The sequence below is a fragment of the Roseibium sp. AWQ4_290 genome, assembly GCF_056160985.1.
Genome location: NZ_JBSWYG010000016.1, coordinates 92466 through 110700 on the forward strand (window position 1 = coordinate 92466; position 18235 = coordinate 110700).

General features: G+C 60.2%; 13 protein-coding genes. 10 read left to right on the forward strand and 3 right to left on the reverse strand.

The window, feature by feature from the left end; genetic code table 11:
• Position 1: 1 nt before the first annotated feature.
• Positions 2–796: a 2-(1,2-epoxy-1,2-dihydrophenyl)acetyl-CoA isomerase PaaG gene (gene paaG / locus ACXAH0_RS16895; protein ID WP_475175493.1), complete on the reverse strand. Its 795-nt coding sequence runs from the start codon at positions 794–796 to the stop codon at positions 2–4.
• 521 nt (positions 797–1317) lie between these two features.
• Here paaG and ACXAH0_RS16900 point away from each other — a divergent pair.
• Entirely contained in the window at positions 1318–2817 is a 1500-nt protein-coding gene (locus tag ACXAH0_RS16900) for a methyl-accepting chemotaxis protein (protein ID WP_475193300.1), read from the forward strand.
• Positions 2818–2862: 45 nt separating this feature from the next.
• Here the strand turns inward: ACXAH0_RS16900 and ACXAH0_RS16905 are convergent, their stop codons facing one another.
• On the reverse strand, positions 2863–4131 hold the full coding sequence (locus ACXAH0_RS16905; protein WP_475193211.1) for a glycosyltransferase: 1269 nt from the start codon (positions 4129–4131) through the stop codon (positions 2863–2865).
• A 17-nt stretch (positions 4132–4148) separates the two neighbouring features.
• Positions 4149–4664 carry a MarR family transcriptional regulator gene (locus tag ACXAH0_RS16910; RefSeq protein WP_475175488.1) on the reverse strand — a complete coding sequence of 172 codons (516 nt, stop codon included), beginning with the start codon at positions 4662–4664 and terminating at the stop codon, positions 4149–4151.
• Between the two features lie 360 nt (positions 4665–5024).
• On the opposite strand from ACXAH0_RS16910, the gene ACXAH0_RS16915 reads away from it, so the two are divergent.
• From ACXAH0_RS16915 to ACXAH0_RS16955, 9 genes are all read left to right on the forward strand, one after another.
• On the forward strand, positions 5025–6773 hold the full coding sequence (locus ACXAH0_RS16915; protein WP_475175485.1) for a type I secretion system permease/ATPase: 1749 nt from the start codon (positions 5025–5027) through the stop codon (positions 6771–6773).
• The gene (locus ACXAH0_RS16920) at positions 6770–8188 is read left to right on the forward strand and encodes an HlyD family type I secretion periplasmic adaptor subunit (protein WP_475175484.1); all 1419 of its coding nucleotides are present in this window, start codon (positions 6770–6772) and stop codon (positions 8186–8188) included. Before ACXAH0_RS16915 ends, ACXAH0_RS16920 begins: the two co-directional genes overlap by 4 nt.
• A gap of 577 nt (positions 8189–8765) precedes the next feature.
• Positions 8766–9368, forward strand: coding sequence for a calcium-binding protein (locus ACXAH0_RS16925; protein ID WP_475175482.1), 603 nt, complete (start codon positions 8766–8768; stop codon positions 9366–9368).
• A gap of 89 nt (positions 9369–9457) precedes the next feature.
• The gene (locus ACXAH0_RS16930) at positions 9458–11668 is read left to right on the forward strand and encodes a glycosyltransferase family 2 protein (protein WP_475193215.1); all 2211 of its coding nucleotides are present in this window, start codon (positions 9458–9460) and stop codon (positions 11666–11668) included.
• Complete coding sequence (locus ACXAH0_RS16935) at positions 11665–12516, forward strand: class I SAM-dependent methyltransferase (RefSeq protein WP_475193220.1); 852 nt, start codon at positions 11665–11667, stop codon at positions 12514–12516. Before ACXAH0_RS16930 ends, ACXAH0_RS16935 begins: the two co-directional genes overlap by 4 nt.
• Entirely contained in the window at positions 12513–13769 is a 1257-nt protein-coding gene (locus ACXAH0_RS16940; RefSeq protein WP_475193223.1) for a glycosyltransferase family 4 protein, read from the forward strand. Before ACXAH0_RS16935 ends, ACXAH0_RS16940 begins: the two co-directional genes overlap by 4 nt.
• Positions 13770–13779: 10 nt before the next feature.
• Entirely contained in the window at positions 13780–14589 is an 810-nt protein-coding gene (locus ACXAH0_RS16945; RefSeq protein WP_475175475.1) for a hypothetical protein, read from the forward strand.
• 5 nt (positions 14590–14594) lie between these two features.
• Positions 14595–16886 (forward strand): glycosyltransferase family 2 protein, encoded by a 2292-nt coding sequence (locus tag ACXAH0_RS16950; protein ID WP_475193228.1) that lies wholly within the window; start codon positions 14595–14597, stop codon positions 16884–16886.
• Positions 16886–18235: a glycosyltransferase family 4 protein gene (locus ACXAH0_RS16955; RefSeq protein ID WP_475193233.1), complete on the forward strand. Its 1350-nt coding sequence runs from the start codon at positions 16886–16888 to the stop codon at positions 18233–18235. Before ACXAH0_RS16950 ends, ACXAH0_RS16955 begins: the two co-directional genes overlap by 1 nt.

Here is an 18235-nt window from a genome sequence, read left to right on the forward strand (position 1 = left end):
CTCAGCGTCCCTTGAAGGCGGGCGGGCGTTTTTCCAGAAAGGCGGTGACGCCTTCGGCATAGTCCCGGGTTTCCCCGGCAAGGCGCTGACAGTCCCGTTCCATGTCAAGATGGGTGTCCAGATCCTGGGACGCGGCGGCCTGGATCAGTTTCTTGGTGAGCCCCAATCCGGTTGTGGGGCCTGCGGCCAGCTGTTCGGCGAGGGCCGTTGCCGTGCCGCTCAGGCTGTCATCGTCCACCGCTTTCCAGATCAGGCCCCAGTCGGCAGCCTGTTCGGCGCTGACCGGCTCGGCCAGCAGGGTAAGCGCCTTGGCCCGGGCTTCGCCCAGCAGGCGGGGCAGGGCCCAGCTGCCTCCGGCATCCGGCACAAGGCCGATTTTGGAAAAGGCCTGAATGAAGCGGGCCGAGCGGGCAGCCAGGACAATGTCGCAGGCCAGGGCGATATTGGCGCCCGCTCCGGCAGCAACTCCGTTGACGGCACAGACAACCGGTGTGTCGAGGCTGCGGATCAGCCGCAGGAGCGGGTTATAGAAGGTCTCCAGCGTGTGGCCGAGATCGGGCACGCTGGCGCCTTTGCGCGGGTCCCGGTCGCCAAGATCCTGACCAGCGCAAAAACCCCGTCCGGCTCCTGTCAAAAACACCGCGCGGATATTCTTGTCGTCCCGGGCCCGTTCCAGCTGGCTGCGCAGGGCCAGATGCATGTCTTCGTTAAAGGCGTTCAGCTTGTCCGGCCGGTTGAGGGTCAGGCGCAAAACACCTTGTTCCAGGTGTGCAAGGACGGTCTCAGTCTCGCTCATGTGTCCTCCCGGGGATCTTGTCGAGCGTTCTCCCTGACCAGCATTTTACATAAACCGTCCGGTCGATCAATTATTGAGCGTGAGTCGGTTCGGCAATTGGCTGCGTTTGAGCTTTTTACCGGATTTACGCGGTTCTACATACGGGAGCAGACCTTTTTCGCCTTTCAAATCCGTTCCGGTGCCGAAATGGATCACAGGAAAGGTAATTTATTTTATTATACTTTAGTCTAATAATGCAGATGGTTCGGAGGAGGTGGCAGCGGTGGTCGCAAGCGTGTTTCGCGCTCTGGTTCGATCAAAAGTTGTAGGTGTTTTTGGCCTGAAAACACTTCTGGCAGGTCAGGATAATCGATTTTTGTAGGTATTGCTGAGGAAGCAAACCGGTAAAATTAAATTGAATATAAATATCGTGTTCGTTCGCTCTGATGTTTGTGAGCTTAAAAAACTTCGTATTACGCTTCCGGCGTAAGTTTGGATCAATTTTTTATTTACTTGACCATGCGTATGAAATTTCAACTGAAATCCGTTCTCACAGGAGAGAACTCCATGTCCTTTTCCGCAACAGCGCCCAGGCTGTTCTTGAAGCGTTCAGCCGGTCCCAGGCGATCATCGAGTTTACACCCGATGGCCGGATTCTGGACGCTAACGAGAATTTTCTGACTGCCATGGGCTACAGCCTGTCTGAGATCAAGGGTCAGCACCACCGGCTCTTTGTGGATCCGGCCTATGGCGATAGCCAAGAGTATCAGGCGTTCTGGGGGGAGCTGGCAGCGGGTACATCTAAAACGGCCGAATTTCTGCGGTTTGACAAAAAAGGCAACGAGGTCTGGATCCAGGCGTCCTACAATCCGGTGCTGAATGGGTCTGGCAAGGTGGTCAAGGTGGTCAAAATCGCCTCCGATATCACCGCGCAGAAACGGCGCAATGCGGATTTCGAAGGCCAGATTGAGGCGCTGAACCGATCGCAGGCTGTGATTCACTTTGAGCTGGACGGCACCATTCTGGACGCAAACGAGAATTTCACCGGAGCGGTCGGATATTCGCTGGACGAAATCAAGGGCCGCCATCACAGAATGTTCGTGGAGGATGAGTACGGGCTCAGCAGCGAGTATGCCCGTTTCTGGGAAGAGCTTGCAGTTGGCGCGTTCAAGGGCGGTGAATTCAAGCGTATCGCCAAGGGTGGCCGGGAAATCTGGCTCCAGGCCACCTACAATCCGATCATGGACACGGCCGGGCGGCCGTTCAAGGTGGTGAAATTTGCCACCGACATTACCGAGCAGGTTCTGGAGCGCCAGCGCCGGAGGGAGGTGCAAGGCAGCATAGATTCGCAACTGTCTGACATGGCGCAGTCGATTTCCGCAGCCGCGCAGCAGGCGGGAGAATCCGCCTCGGCTTCCGAGCAGACCTCGTCCAATGTTCAGACCGTTGCAGCCGCCTCCGAAGAGCTGGTTGCCTCGATCCAGGAAATCAGCCGTCAGGTGCAGGTTGCGCTTGAAGTCTCCAACAATGCGCAAGGGGAGGCGGAACGTTCCAGCGAGATCATGTCCGGCCTGTCTGAAGATGCCAAGACCATCGGGTCAGTCATCGAGCTGATCGACGGAATTGCGGATCAGACCAACCTGCTGGCCCTGAACGCGACCATTGAAGCGGCTCGGGCAGGCGAGGCGGGCAAGGGTTTTGCGGTGGTGGCCTCCGAGGTGAAGAGCCTGGCTTCCCAAACGAGCAAGGCGACGGAAGAAATCTCCGCGCAGGTCAGTTCGGTTCAGGAAACGACGGAGCGGGCCGTGGTGGCCATCAGCTCCATTCTGGATGTGATCAAGAGTGTCGCGGAAATCGCCACCAGCATTTCAACAGCGGTCGAACAGCAGACGGCGGTCACCAACGACATTTCGTCCAACATGCAGTCGGCCGCCCAGGGGGTGGAGCTGATTACCTCCAACCTGCAGTCAATTACATCTGCAGCGGTTCAGGTGGAAGAGGCGACCGGATCTGTGCGGGAAGCTTCAAAGTCACTTATGTAGCGAAAAGAAATGGCCGGACCGGAAAACGGTCCAAGCCGGGACCTCCTATTGTGCCGCGTCGAAAAGCTCCGGTCCCGGATGTGGTGCGGCGGTGCGCGAGCGTCCATGGGTGCTGATCAACCGGGTCAACAGCCGCTGCAAACGGACGGTGCACTCTCCCAGCTCATAGCGCGCCAGGATCGTCTTTCTGGCTTCCTTGCGCATGTCTTCAAAGCTTTGGGGGGCTGTCAGGGCCTCATGGATCCGTGCGGCGGTCTGATCGGTATCCCAGAAGGGCACGAGCCGGCCGTTCTGTCCATCGCGGACGACTTCCTGCACCGGTGCGGTCGCCGAGGCAATGATGGGAGCGCCGCAGGACATGGCTTCCAGAAAAGACCAGGACAGCACGAAGGGATAGGTCAAATAGACATGGGCGGCAGAGACCTGGAACAGGCGGATCAGGTCCTTGTGAGGGATTTGCCCGAGAAAGTGGATCCGCTCCGGCGCCAGTCCCGTTTCGGCCAGAAGCCGGGTGCGCCAGTTCGAACCATCTTCAGGGCCGTTGCCATAGCTGACCCCGTCGCCGCCAGCAACCACGAACCGGGTCCGGGGATCTTGGTCTGCGGCGCGGGCGGCGGCGCGCATGAATTGCGGAAAGCCCCGGTAAGGTTCCAGATCGCGGGCCGCGAACGTGACCACCGGGTCGCCTGCCCGCAATAAGGAGCCATCCGGCAGCCGGAAGGTGGCGAGGGCATCGGCGCGCGCGCGCGCAGTGTCGATGCCTTCATGCAGAGCGACAATTTTCGACTGATAGGCATCAGGATATCGGCTCTTTTGCCAGTGTGTCGGGCTGATGCCGTAGTCCATCTGGTCGAGCGTGGCCAGCTGGATGGTGTTGCGCAGACGCATTGTCTGTCGCTGGGCCATGTCGCGTGTGTCGCTGGGCGCAAACCCGACATCCCCGCCCTCGGGCTGGAAATAATATTCGCAAAATCCCAGCATGGGGGTGTCCGGCAGGGCGTCTTTCACGAACATCATGCCGCCCCAGGCAATATGGCCCACCACAAGGTCCGGTGACCGGCCCGCACGGGTCAGACGGTCCAGAATGCCGGCAACCCGCCGGCCGGCCTCCACAAAGGGAACCGGGGCGGCCGCCTTGGCGGCTTGTCCGGTCCCGGGCGCTGGGGCATTGCCATACCGCAGCACCCGGAGCCCGGGAACGGGCCGGTCAACAGTTTCGCAGACAAGGGTTACGGTCCAGCCATCCAGAATCAGTCGCCGGGCAATATGAACAAATTGCCCGGGACCATGCCGGTGCACAAACACAATATGCATTTGGCTGTGACCCTGGTTTAGAAGCCGTTATTGGCCAGGTGGCCATTGCGCTGCTGGAGATCCGTTGCCCAGATGACTTCCAGCTTGCGCAACAGGGCAAAGGTTTCCTCAAGGGCGGCCCGGTCGCGCTCATTGCGCACGATCTGGGCTTCGTTGACCTCATCGGCCACCTTGATTGCCTTGCACAGCGCTTTGCCCTTGTCCGTCAGGCTGATCCGCGCCGATCGCTTGTCCCGCGCGGAGGCGGTCCGGTCCACATAGCCGGATTGAACAAGCTGTTTCAGGCTGTATGAGGCATTGGAACCAAGATAATGGCCCCGGTCCATAAGATCTCTTACCGACAGATCGTCATCGCCAATGGTGAACAAAAGCATTGCATGAGAGGGAGAGATGTCATCGGCGCCGATCCTGTTGAGATCGACCCGTAGACGGTCAAGATACCGCCGGTACATTCTCTCGATAACCCGGACAAGTTCGAAGTGACTCGCATTCGCGAAGGGGCTGACTTCCGTGTCCCGGTTTGAATCTGACATACCGTATGCAACTTTTTCTGCTTTTGAGTGTGGAATGTCGATTCTTCCATTTAATTGGTGTGGTGCATCAGTGAATATTTTGTGCATACGCCCCAAACTCCCGCCAATTTTCGAATTAAATTCGAAATAACATCATCGTAATGTTGCTCCCTGTCTTTCGCACAAGCGTCATTTTTTATTTATAATTTTATCTTTCAGTTGGGAATCAGCTGCCTGCCACAATTAAATCCCAAATTCCTCTCAGTTTAGACTACAAAGCCTCGTCATTCATAGGGAAAAGATGTGTCGTTTTCTAGGCAAATACTAAATTTTTTCGCACCTGCGAGCGCATCTTTGGGTTGAAACCTTGGAGTTTTTTACATGGAAGATCGGGGTAACTCAGCGGCGGAAGACCCGGTGAAGCTTGTGCGGGAGGCCCGGAAGACATTTGCAACTGGTCTGATCGTTGCAGCGGGGCTCAGCGGCTTCATCACGCTCCTGCAGCTCACGACACCTTTGTTCATGCTTCAGGTTCATGACCGGGTTTTGAACAGCCAGAGTCTCGACACGCTCGGAATGTTGCTCATTATCGCGGCCGGTGCGCTGGTGCTGTTCGGAATTCTGGAGTTCATCCGCAGCCAGATTTTTCAGGTGATGGGGACAGAGCTGGTCCGCCGGCTCAATCACTCAGCAATTGAGGCCGGTGTGAAGTCCTCGCTGGAAAAGGGGGGCAGCCTGGCCTCCGAAGTGCTGCGGGACCTCAATGATCTGCGCAGCTTCATCACCAGCAACGCCATCAGCGCCCCTCTGGAAGCCATCTGGGTGCCGCTGTTTCTGGTGGTGCTGTTTCTGCTGCATCCGCTTTATGGCCTGATGGCCGTCATTTCAGCCTTTATCCTGATTGGTCTCAATCTGGTGTCTGACATGGCGACACGCCCACTTTTGAAGGAGGCCAATTCCGCCAATCTGGAAAATGTTGCGACCATGGCCTCCACCCTGCGCCATGCGGAAACAATCGAGGCCATGGGGCTGATGCCGGCCCTGGCCCGGCGCTGGCGCAAGAAGCAGGTCCATGCCAGTGAGCTGATGGCCTATGGCAGCCGGCGGGGCAAGGCGATCCATGCCTTCACACGCAGCTTGCGCTTCGGCATGCAGATCGCGGTTCTGGCCCTTGGTGCAGATCTGGTGATCCAGGGGGAGGCAACGGCGGGCACCATGATTGCCGCAAGCATCATCACCGGGCGCCTGCTGATGCCTTTTGACAACATGACTGAGAACTGGCGCCAGTGGGTTTTTGCCTTCACCGCCTGGGGGCGGGTACGCGACATTCTGGAAAACCATGCCTCCCAGCGCCAAAGCATTCCAACACCGCCAAGCCAGGGGCCGCTGACGGTCGACAAGCTGGTGTTTGCCGTGCCCAACACGCCGGTGCCGGTGATCAAGGGGATCTCGTTCACCCTTGAGCCGGGGGACGTTCTGGGGGTTGTCGGCCCCTCGGCTGCAGGAAAATCCACGCTGGCCCGGCTGCTGGTGGGGGCCTTGCAGCCGACGACGGGCGGCGTTTTCCTGGACGGTCACAATGTCTATCTGTGGGAGCGGGCGTCCTTCGGCGCCATGACTGGCTATCTGCCGCAATCCGTTTCGCTGCTGGACGGAACCGTGCGGGAAAACATTTCGCGCATGTATGAAGCCGATCCGCAAATGGTCATTGATGCGGCCCGGGCGGCGGGCGTCCATGAAATGATCGGCCGCATGCCGCTTGGCTATGACACGCCTGTGGGGGACAACCGGTTCACCTTGTCCGGCGGGCAGAAGCAGCGCGTTGCGCTGGCGCGGGCGCTGTTCGGCAAACCGCGCCTTCTGGTGCTGGACGAGCCCAATGCCAATCTGGATACGGAAGGCGAGGTGGCGCTCTTGCGGGCCATTTCCAGTGCCAAGGAAGATGGAGCGATTGTGGTGGTGATTGCCCACCGCCCGGCCATCATGGAAGCGGCCGACAAGATCCTGGTGCTCGAAGATGGCCGGATCAGTCAGTTCGGCGACCGGACAGATGTGGTCAGCAGCATTTCCCGGCGGCTGCCCAAGCCGGGCGCTGAAACTGCCCGGAGCTCTAGCGGAGAAGTAGCATGATGCGCCATTCGGATCAGGACAGGCACAGGGGCGGCGGCCAGAATGGGGAGGGTAATGGGAGCGGTGAAGGCACTTTGCCCGATCTTGTTCAAAAACCGTTCTGGCAGCAGGACGATGCCTTGGGAGACGAGCGGGGGCAGGGGTTGCGTGGCCCGCTGGTGGCTGCAGCGCTGGCGATTGTGGTCGGGTTTGGCGGTTTTATGCTGTGGGGCTTTACCGCTGATCTCGACAGTGCGGCGGTGGCCACCGGCAAGGTGGTTGTGGACAGCAAACGCAAGACCATCAGTCACCTGGAAGGCGGCATTCTGCGCCGGTTGCTGGTCCAGGAAGGCGACTTTGTGACCGCGGGCCAGCCGCTTCTGGAACTGGATGACACACGCGCGCGCGCAGAGCTGGCGCAATTGCGCGGCAAGAGAATCAGTCTGCTGGCCAGGCTGGCGCGGTTGCGGGCCGAGCGGGACCTGAAAGACAGGATCGAGATGCCAGCAGAACTGGCCGGAAGCGACGCAGACACCGTGGCTGATGTCATGGCGGCAGAAGAGCGGTTTTTTGAGAAGCGGCACAAGGTCTATGAGGGCAAGGTCGCCTTCCAGCAAAAGGAAATCGAGCAATTCGCGGCCCAGATCGAGGCCGCCGAAGCGCAGATCAAGGCCAACACGGACCGGCAGGCCTTGCTGAACGAACGGGTGGAGGCCTTGAGTGGTCTTGCCAAGAAGGGCTTCACCTCCAAGGCGATGCTCAATGATGTGCAGCTTGAACTGAGCGAGCTGATCGGGGATGGCGGCGAGCTGGTGGCGCAAAAGGCGCGGGCGGAAAAGGCCAGGCAGGGGGCGGAGGTCGCGCTGCTTCAGGCCGAGCAGGAATTGCAGAGTGACATTGCCAGCAAGATCCTGGACAGCCAGCTGGAACTCAACATCACCAACGAGAAGATCATTTCGGCCAAGGATGTGCTGGACCGGCTGGTGGTGCACGCACCCCAGGGCGGCATTGTCTATAATATTGAGACGCGCACGCCGGGCGGTGTCATTGAGCCTGGGCGGACCATCATGGATATTGTTCCCCAGGACGAGAAGCTGCTGGTGGAGGTCCGGATGAATCTGAAAGACATTGATCAGGTCCGTGTCGGGTCAGAAGCGAGAATTAGGCTCACAGCCTATGACCGGCGCAATGTGCAGCCGCTGGAGGGGGCGGTGACCTATGTGGGGGCGGATCAGACCGTGGACCAGCAAACCCAGGCGGCCTTTTACGTGGTGCGCGCGGAGGTCAGCCCCGAGGAACTGGCAGGCAATCCGGTGGTGGCCCTTTATCCGGGCATGCCGGCAGAGGTGCTGATCGTCCGGCGGGCCCGCAAGGCCATGGAATATCTGTTCGAGCCGATCACAGACAGCTTCAACCGGGCCTTCCGGGAGGACTGACCGCCCTCTTTCAGGCTCTTTCTCCGCAGGGCGCGGCGACCGCGCCTGCCGGGGAGGTCTTACCCTTCGGCTGGTGCGCTCAGTGCGTTTTTCTGTCGCCAGGCGCGTCAAGGGGGGCTCTGTGCGCAAAAAAAATCTGCCCTGCCAGAAATTTGTGCATCGCAATAAAACGCGCTGCCGAATACGAATTTTTGATAAAATTCGTTCCTTTCGATTGCTTATTTTAGCGTGTGGGCAGGTTGAATCGGACTTCGCGCAAATTTTTCATAATTATCTGAATTAAAAGGATTAAATGGGTTAGAGGTCAAAATTTCGCCAGCTTCAAACGATAAAATTGCATCGAAATTCGAAGCAAATAAAATTCATTAGTCTTGTATATTTAAAATATCATCTTTGTAATATCTGCTAAAATATAGATTAATCAAAGCTTTGTCGTAATTCCTTCAATATTCTTCTCTTTTAATGACGTAAGAGTCGTGTATTGTAATTTTGCATCGCAAGAGACGGGGTTTGTGCGGTGCAGGGTGCCGCGGTTTCCGGGGCGTTGTTTAAGTGAGGTAAACTTCAGGAGTAAGCTATGGCCACGATTGAAGGCAGTGCTTTCCAGGACTTCCTGCAAGGGTCAAGTGCCCAGGATTTCATTTTTGGTCTGGGTGATGCCGATGTGATCATCGGCAACGAGGGGGATGACTTCCTCTTCGGCGGTACGGGCAGCGATCTGATCGCTGGCGGAGACGGCGCAGACAAAATCTTCGGTCAAGGTGGCGATGACGTCATTCTCGGCGGAGATGGCGCGGATACCATCAATGCAGGTGCCGGCAACGACTATATCGAAGGCGGTGACGGCGGTGACATCATTCTTGGTGGTGCCGGCAACGACATCATCGACGGCGGTGCCGGCAATGATCTGATGTTCGGCGGGGCCAGCAATGATGTGTTCGTCTTTTCCGGCGGCGGTGGCAATGACATCGTCATGGACTTTCAGGACGGCGACATCGTTCAGATCTCGGCGAACATCAACAACACCGGAATTGGGTCGGCCGAAGATGTTGCAGACCGTGCCACGCAGGTCGGTAGCAACACGGTTATCGATCTGGGCAATGGCGACACCGTCACGCTCAACAATGTCGATGCGGATGATCTGAAAGACAGTCCGGACAGCTTTATCGTCGTGTCCTAACACGGCCTTGCCCGGGCGCCTGCATGTGCAGGCGCCCGGCTCACTGCGGCTTTGCCGGCAGTCTTCTTTGCGCGCACTGAAGTTGGAATATGCTCGAAACTCTCGGCACCTATGCGGAAACCGCCTATGAGGCGCCGCAATTCATGCAGCTGACGCCGGATGTCCATTTGGTCGTCTGGGACCCTCCGCATGCCGTCAATGCGGCCCCGAGGCTGGAAGAGGCGTCGGGCAAGCCTTTCGAGGCCATGGCGAGTGTCCGCCTTGCTCTTCTGGACGGCCGCTCCCGAATCATCTGGGCCCTTTCTTTGAAGGGCAGAACCGCTCTCACCCTGAAACTGACATCCGGTGTGTTCGGCTCCGGGGCCGAACTTCAGGCCGATGCCGGCAAGGCGCAGGCGTCAGCGGACCCGTTCGCGCTGACCAATGGCCTCACCCAGACCGCCTGTGCCTCTCTGGTCACCACCATATTGAACACCTGGTCGGGCATGTTCCGGCTAACCCGCTCACGCAGCTTCATCGGCTTTGCCGGCAAGCTCCTGCGCTCGGTAAATGACACGCCGCCTGTGGCTGAATGTGTGGCTTCGGTCGGCGATGTCCGTCTGGTGGAAACGCTTCTGAATAGGGAGTGCACGGAGATTTTCTCCGCCGTTCTGATCGGGGACACCGGGCTGGTCCGGCTTGATGGGGATGCGTTCAACGCGGCCTATAACAGCGGGCGCAACCGCCTGTTTCTGGGCATGGCCGAAGCGGCTCAGCTGCCGTCGCGCGGTCATCTTGTCCTGTCCGGACCTTGGGGTCTGGCAATCCGCCGCCTGGAGACGGCGGCCGCCGGTCGCTCGCTCGTCAGCTGGTGGGGCGCAACAGCGCGCAAATTGCCGGACTTGCGCGACTATCTGATTGCGCGGCTGGCCAAGCGCACAACCGCCACGCGCGCTGCGCTGCGCGATCTTCAACTGTCCGAGCCCATGCCTGCCCGGCGCCACGGGACGCTTGGGGAAACAGCTGCCTTTTGTGCGGTCGAAACGGCTCTGGCGGTCGAAAGCGGGGTCCTTGTGGGCGGCTGGCTGCGCGACCCGGGCAGGTCCTATCAGGGCTTGAACGTGCTTGTGCCGCAAGGCGAGCCGGTGCCCTTGCAGCTGCACAGTTTCGACGGCGTGCTGCCGGAGAGCCAGGGCGGTTACCAGATCAAGCGGTTCGTGGCTTTTGCGCCGGTCCGCGACGGGCTGCAACATCACATCCAGCCGCGTCTTGAAGTGACGCTGGCCTCCGGGGACCGGTCGCTTCTGGTGCCGCCGCCCCAGCCCTGCGATCCGGGCGAACGGCGGGCGAGCGCGCTCTCTGTGATCCCGACCCGGCAGGCAACGGATGCCGTGATGACGGGTTGTCTGGCCCGTCCGTTTTCCGACCTTCAGGCGGCCTTCCGCAACCAGGTGGGCCCGCCGGACGAAATCACCATCGGCACCCCGCCGGATACGCCGCTCGTCTCCATCGTGATACCGCTCTACAAGGTCTACGAGTTCATCAAGGCGCAGCTTGCGGCCTTTGCGGCCGACCGGTGGCTGGCGGAAAATGCCGAACTTCTCTTCGTGCTGGATTCGCCGGAGCAGGCTGTCCATGTGGAAGATCTGCTCATCGGATTTCATCTGCTTTATGGCCTGCCGGTGCGGCTGATCGTGATGGACCGCAACGGCGGCTATGCGCTGGCCTGCAATGCCGGTGCGTCCCGGGCCAAGGGGCGCTATCTGGCGATGATCAATTCCGATGTGGTGCCGCTGGAGTCCGGCTGGCTGGAGGAACTGTGTGCCTGTCTGATGACGGATGGCCAGGCCGGGGCGGCTGGAGCCAAGCTGCTTTATGCGGACAACGCCATCCAGCATGCGGGCCTGAAATTCATTCAGGACGAAAAAGGGCGCTGGTTCAATCACCACTATTTCAAGGGCTTTCCCCGCGGCTTTGCCGGGGCCAGCACGTCGCGGGAGGTGCCGGGTGTCACCGGGGCCTGTCTGGTTCTCTCCCGTGCGGATTTCGACGATGTCGGCGGGTTCAGCACGGATTACATCATCGGCGATTACGAGGACAGCGATCTATGCCTCAAGCTGAGGCGCAAGAACAAGAAGATCTACTACCTGGGCGATGTGGAACTCTATCATTTTGAACGGGTGTCCATCAGCAAAAGCGGAGATTATACGCGCGGTGTTGCCTCTCAATACAATCGTTGGCTTCAGCAGTTCAGATGGGAGAAGGACATTCAAGATGTCATGGCTGCCATCGGGGCGCGAGATGAGGTGACGGCCAGATGAATTCACTCGTGAAAATCAGAGATGCGGTCAGACTCAAATCTGCTGCCATGGGTGCGGACCGGATGGCGGATCTGCAAAACGCGATCCGGCGGAACCGGTTTTTGCCTGTGCCGCCGCAGGAAGACAATTTTGTCGGCGATGGTGACTATCTGGGCATTGGAGCGGAGTTTCTCGGGTATTTTGCAGGGCTTGGCGGATTGCAGGAGCATGAGCGGGTGCTTGATGTCGGCTGCGGCATCGGGCGCATGGCTGTGCCGCTGACCCAGTATCTTGATCCGGACACCGGCACCTATACCGGGCTGGACCCGGCTTCCTCCGGGATTCAGTGGTGCACGCGCAACATCAGCCCGGCTTATCCGTCCTTCCGTTTCATGCATCTGGACATTGCCAATGCGCTCTACAATCCCGACGGCTATATCAAAGGCTCCGAGATTGCACTGCCCTTCGCCAACGGCTCGTTCGACTTTGCAATCATGACCTCTGTGGTCACCCACTTGCCACCCAACGAGATCGAACCCTATTTCCGGGAAATCTCCAGGTTGCTGGACCTGGGCGGGCGCCTGTTTCTGTCGGCCTTTGTGATGCTGCCAGAGCAGGGCGGGGCAGAGAGCGGCCTGACCCCGCGCATCACCTTCCACCGTGCGGGCAAAGGCCCCGGCTGGTACATGGATGCCAACGCGCCGTTGGCAGCAGTTGCCTTCGATGACGGGTTTCTGGATGCGGTTCTGAAGGCCGCCGGATTTCAAATCGCCGTCAAGCAGCTTGGCCATTGGCGCGGCGCGACAGGCCGCCAGCATTACCAGGATTTGTTTGTGGCGGTCAAAACCGCAAAGGGGCAGGGGGCATGAGGATTCTCGTCTGCGCCCATAACCATCCGGCGCTGCATCCTGGCGGAACGGAGACGGTCGCGCTTGATCTGTCCAAAGCTTACCGGGAGGCCGGGCACGAGGCGCTGTTTGTGGGCGCCACCAACCAGCTTCACCGGGAGCCCCATCCGGGCACCAGTTTCCAGGCGATCAGTGACAGCGGCGATGAAGTGCTGATGTGGGCGGGGCATTTTGACCGCTTCAACATGAGCCAGGTGGACTTGCGTGCCTTTGTGCCTGACATGACCGCGCTGCTGGAAAGCTTCCGCCCGGATGTGGTTCACATCCATCATCTTCTGCTGTTTGGCGCGGAACTGCCGGTCCTGATCCGCAAGGTCCTTCCTGGCGTGCGGATCGTGATGACACTCCATGACTATTACGCGATTTGTGCCAATGACGGCGTCCTGATGAAGAGCCCGGAGGAACCTTGCGCGGCATTGGGGCCGGGAGGCCTGTGCAATTGCCTGGAGGCGGCGGCCCCCAATGACATGCGCCTGCGGGAGCGCTTCCTCAAAACCCATCTGGCGGCGGTCGACCAGTTCGTGGCGCCAAGCGCATTCCTGCGGGATGTATATGTGCGCTGGGGACTGCCTGCGGACAAGATCTCGCTCATTCGCAATGGCCGGCCTGCGGAGACGGCAGCGCCGGGCCGGGCCGCAAGTGAAGAGCCCAAGCGGGTGTTCGGATTTTTCGGCAATCTGACGCCCTGGAAAGGGGTGGAGGTCCTGTTGCAGGCTGCACGCCTGCTCAAGGCGCGTGAGGTTGCCTTTGAACTGCGGGTGCATGGTGGGTCGCCGTTTCAGAGTCCGGACTTCGTAGCACGGCTGGAGGCGTTGTTTGAAGAGACAGCGCCTCAGGTGGTGCGTCTTGGCCCCTACAAGCCGGAGGACGTGGCGGAGCTGATCAAACCGGTCGACTGGGTCGTGGTGCCTTCGCTCTGGTGGGAAAATGCCCCTCTGGTGATTGCCGAGGCCCAGCAGCACAAGCGCCCGGTGATCACGACCGGCATTGGCGGCATGGCCGAGGCGGTGCGCGACGAGTTGGACGGGCTCCATGTGCGCAAAAATGATCCGGCCGGATTGGCCGAAGTCATGGCCAGTGCCATCGAGGATGCGAAGCTTTACCGGAAACTGGTGAAGAACACCCGCAAGCCGCCAACCGTTGCGGCGGTTGCTGAAGATTATCTCCAACTCTTCCGTGACGGCCCGGAGGCCGTGCGGGACCCTGCAGCCTGAAAAGAGCGCCATGACCGCCGCCAACCTGGAAAAACGACCCGAGACCAACGTGGACACCAAGGCTCCACAGACCACCGGCCATAAGAGTGAGAGCGTCGTCTCCGGCGAAAAGACCCCGAAGATCCAGGGCCGTGTCGATGCATTCGAACAGGGCCGTCTTCTGGGCTGGGCCTGGGATGCCGCCAATCCGGGCGACCGGATGACAATCCATGTCTTGCATGATGGCGAGCGGATTCTCAGCAAATTGGCCGAGACGAAGCGCATCGACCTGCAGCGCAACGGCATTGGCGATGGTGGTTATGCGTTTGACTTTGAGCTGCCGCAGGCGGCCGCTGCGGCGCCGGATGGCTTGTCGGTGATTGCCGAATCCCCGAAGGATGGTGTGCAGCTGACCTTGCCGCGCCCAAGTGCGGAAGAGCGCGCAGCAGAAGCCGCTGTTGCCCTCCCGCTGGCGCTGGTGATGAAGAAGCTCGACCGGGTCATTACCGTTCAGGGACAGGCTGCGCTCGGTCAGCGCGATGCCACTGAGCTCTTGAAAGAAACCACGGCGCGGATCGATACGCTTGCCTCCAAGGAAGGCGAACTGGGCGAAGCGCTTGGCCTGCTCAAAGGCGGGCAGAGCGACCTGTCGCAACGGGTCAAGGAAATCGAGGTCTTTCTGCTGCGTTTCGATGCCACTTTGAAGGGCTTTGACGACCGGCTGACGGTGCTGAAGGACCGGAACCGGAATTCGCTGCGGGTGCATATGCTGATCCTGGCGGTTTTGGTCGGCTTTGTCGGCGGCATGGTGGTGGCCGCTGCGGGCGGTTTATGGAGGTAACGGCAATGGACCAGATTGTCCGTCTGGAGGGAGCGCGTAAAATGTCCGGCACAGCGCCGGACACTCAGGCGGAGCCTGCGGCGGCGTCTGCTCCGGCTGAGGCGGTTCTGCCCCTGGATGGGCGCACTCTGGTCTTTGCGGCGCTTGACCGCGACACGGTTGTGATTGCCGGGGCCGGTGACACGTTTGCGGTCAATCTGCCGGTCATCTTGAATGAAGACCCGCAGCAGACGGTTTCCGGCACGTTTGTCAGCTTCCCTGACAAGGCCAAACCTGCAGATGGGCGGGTGCCCTTTGCCGCCGTCCTGTCCCTCGCCGGGTGTGCGCCAGGCCGGATTGGGCGGGTCACCATCCGCAGCAACGGCCGGTCCCATGTTTATAATATCGCGCAGGGGCCAGTCGAATTCGCGGTGCTTCTTGCGATGGTCTGCGCCACAGTGCCCCAGACCGAGATGAGCATCGTCGATCTCTTGGTGGATGCGCTGTTCTCCGAGCGCTCCGCCCAGGCCAATCGGCAAGCGGCCCCGAAAATCCTGCAGCGGGCGGCGCGGGCCGACGGATTTGTCGAAGTGTTGGGTGGGTTTGATGAAGGGGAGCTGTATCTTCAGGGCTGGTCGCGGGATCTGACCGCCGGGGCGAGCCGGGTGTTTGCCGTTACAGAGGCCTTGCATCTTGCCGAGCTGACCTGCTGTCTCTTTGAACGCAAGGATACGAAGGGCAAGGCGGCCGGATTTGCCGGACTTCTGGAGACGGGCAGCATCCTGGACACAGGCTCCTTGAAAGGGCTTTTCTTTCGTGGCCGCAGTGGATGGAACCGGATTGACGTGCATGAGCGCTGCGCGCGCCCGCCCGTGCGAAGTTTGCCCGGTCAGATCCGGGCACTGCTGCCCGGGCTCGGGCCTTCCGGGGATAGCCGCAGCAGGCTGGAGCAGGCCGCGCAGCGTTTTGACGGCAGCGAAACCGTCAGCGCTCTGGATGTGCCCGTCCGGGTCGGGCTGGATCTTTCAACGGCCGCTGAAGGGGCCGGTCTTCTGCTCTCCGGCTGGCTGTTGGATCCCGAAGGCCATGTGGAGGCAGTCCATTTGCGCAGCCCGTCTGGCCAGGTGCGGCTGGATACGGCCTGGACCCCCCAGACCCGCCCGGATGTGACACGGGCCTTTGAGGATCTCTCTCCTTTTTTGGCCGGAGCGTCCGCCAGTGACCGGTCCAGCCACCGGCATGGGTTTTTGGTGTTTGTTCCCTTCGACGAAATCCATCCAGCGGGGGAGAGGGCCGCGTCAGACAGCGCTTATCTTGAGATCAGGCTCAAGGACGGGCGCTCGGCCTATGCGCCGCTGGCGCTGGGCAAGACATCCTTGCGCAGCGCATTCCAGCGGCTGCTGGCAGGGCTCAACCCGGCGGTCTGTTCTGAAACAGACGTCGTGGAACGCCAGTTCCTGCCTATGTTCCAGGGGGCGGTGTGGCCGGAGCCGAAGGTCGACACAGTTCTGGATATTGGTGCTGTGCCGGAGACAGCCCCGCGCGCGCTTGTGATCGGCCTTGATGAGGCGGTTGAAAAGCTCAGGACGCTCCTGCCGGTTCTGGCGCTTGACCCTTTTTTGAAAGGGACACCTCTTGTTTTGAGCGGAGCTGCCCCCGTGGTCAGCGCCCAGTTACAGGAAATCCGCCGTCTGGCAGGGTTCTACGCTATGGCTGTGCGCGCAGTTCTGGCCAATCATGTGGATGACACGCTTGATGCCCTCCAGATGGGGATGGACGCTGCCCCGGCCGCAACGGTGGTGTGTCTTGGCGCAGGCGTTGTGCCGCCGGGGCCCGGCTGGCTGGAGCCGCTGATGCTGGCCTATCAGTCCCGGGCAGAGGACTGCCTTGTGACCCCGACCCTTCTTTACGAGGACGAGACCATCCGCTGGGCAGGCAGCTGGATTGAGCGCGAGGACGGGGCTGCGGCCTTGAAACAGCATTATCTCGGCTATCCGCGCCGCACGGTGCACGGCATCAAGACCCGGGAAGTGATCGCTGCGCCCTTTGACTGCTGTGTGCTTCCCAGAGAGGCGGTCGCCGCGGTTGGCGGGTTTGCCCGCTGCTATCTGGGTACGGATGAGAAGGGCATGGATGCCACCTTGAGGCTCAGGGCCAAGGGGCTGAAGTCGTTCTGGGTGCCGGAGGTGGAAATGGTGCATCCGGAAGCGGCAACCGGAGGCGGGCACCTGTGGACCCGGCTTGCGGGCGAGATGGACCGCAGGCAATTCGACCTGGCCTGGGCAGGCTCTCTGGACAGTTTGAAAGGGGAGACGTGATGGCGGAGGCCCGGAAACGCAAACTGGCGCCGATGGCTGATACGATGCGGGTGCTGATCATTTCGCATGGTCATCCGGCCCTGTCGCTCGGGGGGGCGGAAGTGGCCTCTTACAATTTGCATCTGGGGTTCAAGGAAGCCATGGATGCTCAGTCGTTTTTTCTGGCCCGGGTGGGGGATGACTATCCCCGGCACGGCCGGTCCGCGCTGATGGGGGTGCCGGAGGCTGATGATGAGCTGCTCTTTCACGCTGACGACTATGACCCGTTCCTGATTTCCAACAGGAACACCAAGGATCTGAAGGCCGATTTTCACCGGTTTGTGCGGTCTCTCGGGCCGGATGTGGTGCATTTTCATCATTTCATCGGGCTGGGGCTGGAAATGCTGCATCTGGTGCGCGAAGCGCTGCCGAAATCGGCGCTTTTCGTAACGCTGCACGAGTTTCTGCCGATCTGTCATCATCATGGGCAGATGGTCAAAACGGGCAGCAATGCCCTGTGCCGGGCGGCTTCTCCGATTGCCTGCCATGGCTGCTTTCCGGACATTGAGCCAGGCGCCTTCCTGCGCCGCAAGAGGTTCATCCAGTCCTTGCTGGACCTGGCGGACGGGTTCATCTCCCCGAGCGGCTTTCTGGCGGAACGTTACCGGCAATGGGGGCTTCCGGGCGACAAGATCCATGTTCTGGAAAATGGGCTGAATGTGGCGCAAATGGCGGAGCCAAGGGCGTTGAAAGGGGAGGGCGACCGGCGCTCCCGCTTCGCCTATTTCGGCCAGATGACGCCCTACAAGGGGGTAGATGTGCTTCTGGAGGCGGTTCGGCGGATTCCGGAAACCGTATGGGGCGAGGATGCCTGCCTGACCATCTTTGGCGGCAATCTGGAACGCCAGCCGGAGGCGTTCCGGGAGACAATCGCCAACAGCCTCAAAGCCGCTGGTGTCCGTGTGCGGTTTGCCGGAGCCTATCAGAACAGGGACATGCCCGCCCTGATGCGTCAGGTGGACTGGGTCATGATGCCCTCGGTCTGGTGGGAGAACTCCCCGGTCATCATTCAGGAGGCGTTCTTTCACGGGCGTCCAGTTATTTGCAGCGGGATCGGCGGCATGGCGGAAAAGGTCCGTCATGGCGTTGACGGCCTTCATTTTCTGGCGGGCAGTCCGGAAGATCTGGCCGACCGGATGTCAGAGGCCCTGCAACAGGACACGCTGTGGGAGGAGCTGAGGGCGGGCATTGCCGCTCCGAAGGATTATCAAAGCTGTGCGCTAGAACATCTTGAGGTCTACAGGGCGGTTCTGGCTGGCCGTTCCGCTCCGGCAGAAGATCTGCCGGAGGACCTGCAAAAGAGCGCGTAA

What these genes read in the sequence shown, in the direction of transcription:
- paaG (WP_475175493.1), bottom strand. Translation starts at nt 796, where the DNA reads ATGAGCGAGACTGAGACCGTCCTTGCACACCTGGAACAAGGTGTTTTG.
- ACXAH0_RS16905 (WP_475193211.1), bottom strand. Translation starts at nt 4,131, where the DNA reads ATGCATATTGTGTTTGTGCACCGGCATGGTCCCGGGCAATTTGTTCAT.
- ACXAH0_RS16910 (WP_475175488.1), bottom strand. Translation starts at nt 4,664, where the DNA reads ATGTCAGATTCAAACCGGGACACGGAAGTCAGCCCCTTCGCGAATGCG.
- ACXAH0_RS16915 (WP_475175485.1), top strand. Translation starts at nt 5,025, where the DNA reads ATGGAAGATCGGGGTAACTCAGCGGCGGAAGACCCGGTGAAGCTTGTG.
- ACXAH0_RS16920 (WP_475175484.1), top strand. Translation starts at nt 6,770, where the DNA reads ATGATGCGCCATTCGGATCAGGACAGGCACAGGGGCGGCGGCCAGAAT.
- ACXAH0_RS16925 (WP_475175482.1), top strand. Translation starts at nt 8,766, where the DNA reads ATGGCCACGATTGAAGGCAGTGCTTTCCAGGACTTCCTGCAAGGGTCA.
- ACXAH0_RS16930 (WP_475193215.1), top strand. Translation starts at nt 9,458, where the DNA reads ATGCTCGAAACTCTCGGCACCTATGCGGAAACCGCCTATGAGGCGCCG.
- ACXAH0_RS16935 (WP_475193220.1), top strand. Translation starts at nt 11,665, where the DNA reads ATGAATTCACTCGTGAAAATCAGAGATGCGGTCAGACTCAAATCTGCT.
- ACXAH0_RS16940 (WP_475193223.1), top strand. Translation starts at nt 12,513, where the DNA reads ATGAGGATTCTCGTCTGCGCCCATAACCATCCGGCGCTGCATCCTGGC.
- ACXAH0_RS16945 (WP_475175475.1), top strand. Translation starts at nt 13,780, where the DNA reads ATGACCGCCGCCAACCTGGAAAAACGACCCGAGACCAACGTGGACACC.
- ACXAH0_RS16950 (WP_475193228.1), top strand. Translation starts at nt 14,595, where the DNA reads ATGGACCAGATTGTCCGTCTGGAGGGAGCGCGTAAAATGTCCGGCACA.
- ACXAH0_RS16955 (WP_475193233.1), top strand. Translation starts at nt 16,886, where the DNA reads ATGGCGGAGGCCCGGAAACGCAAACTGGCGCCGATGGCTGATACGATG.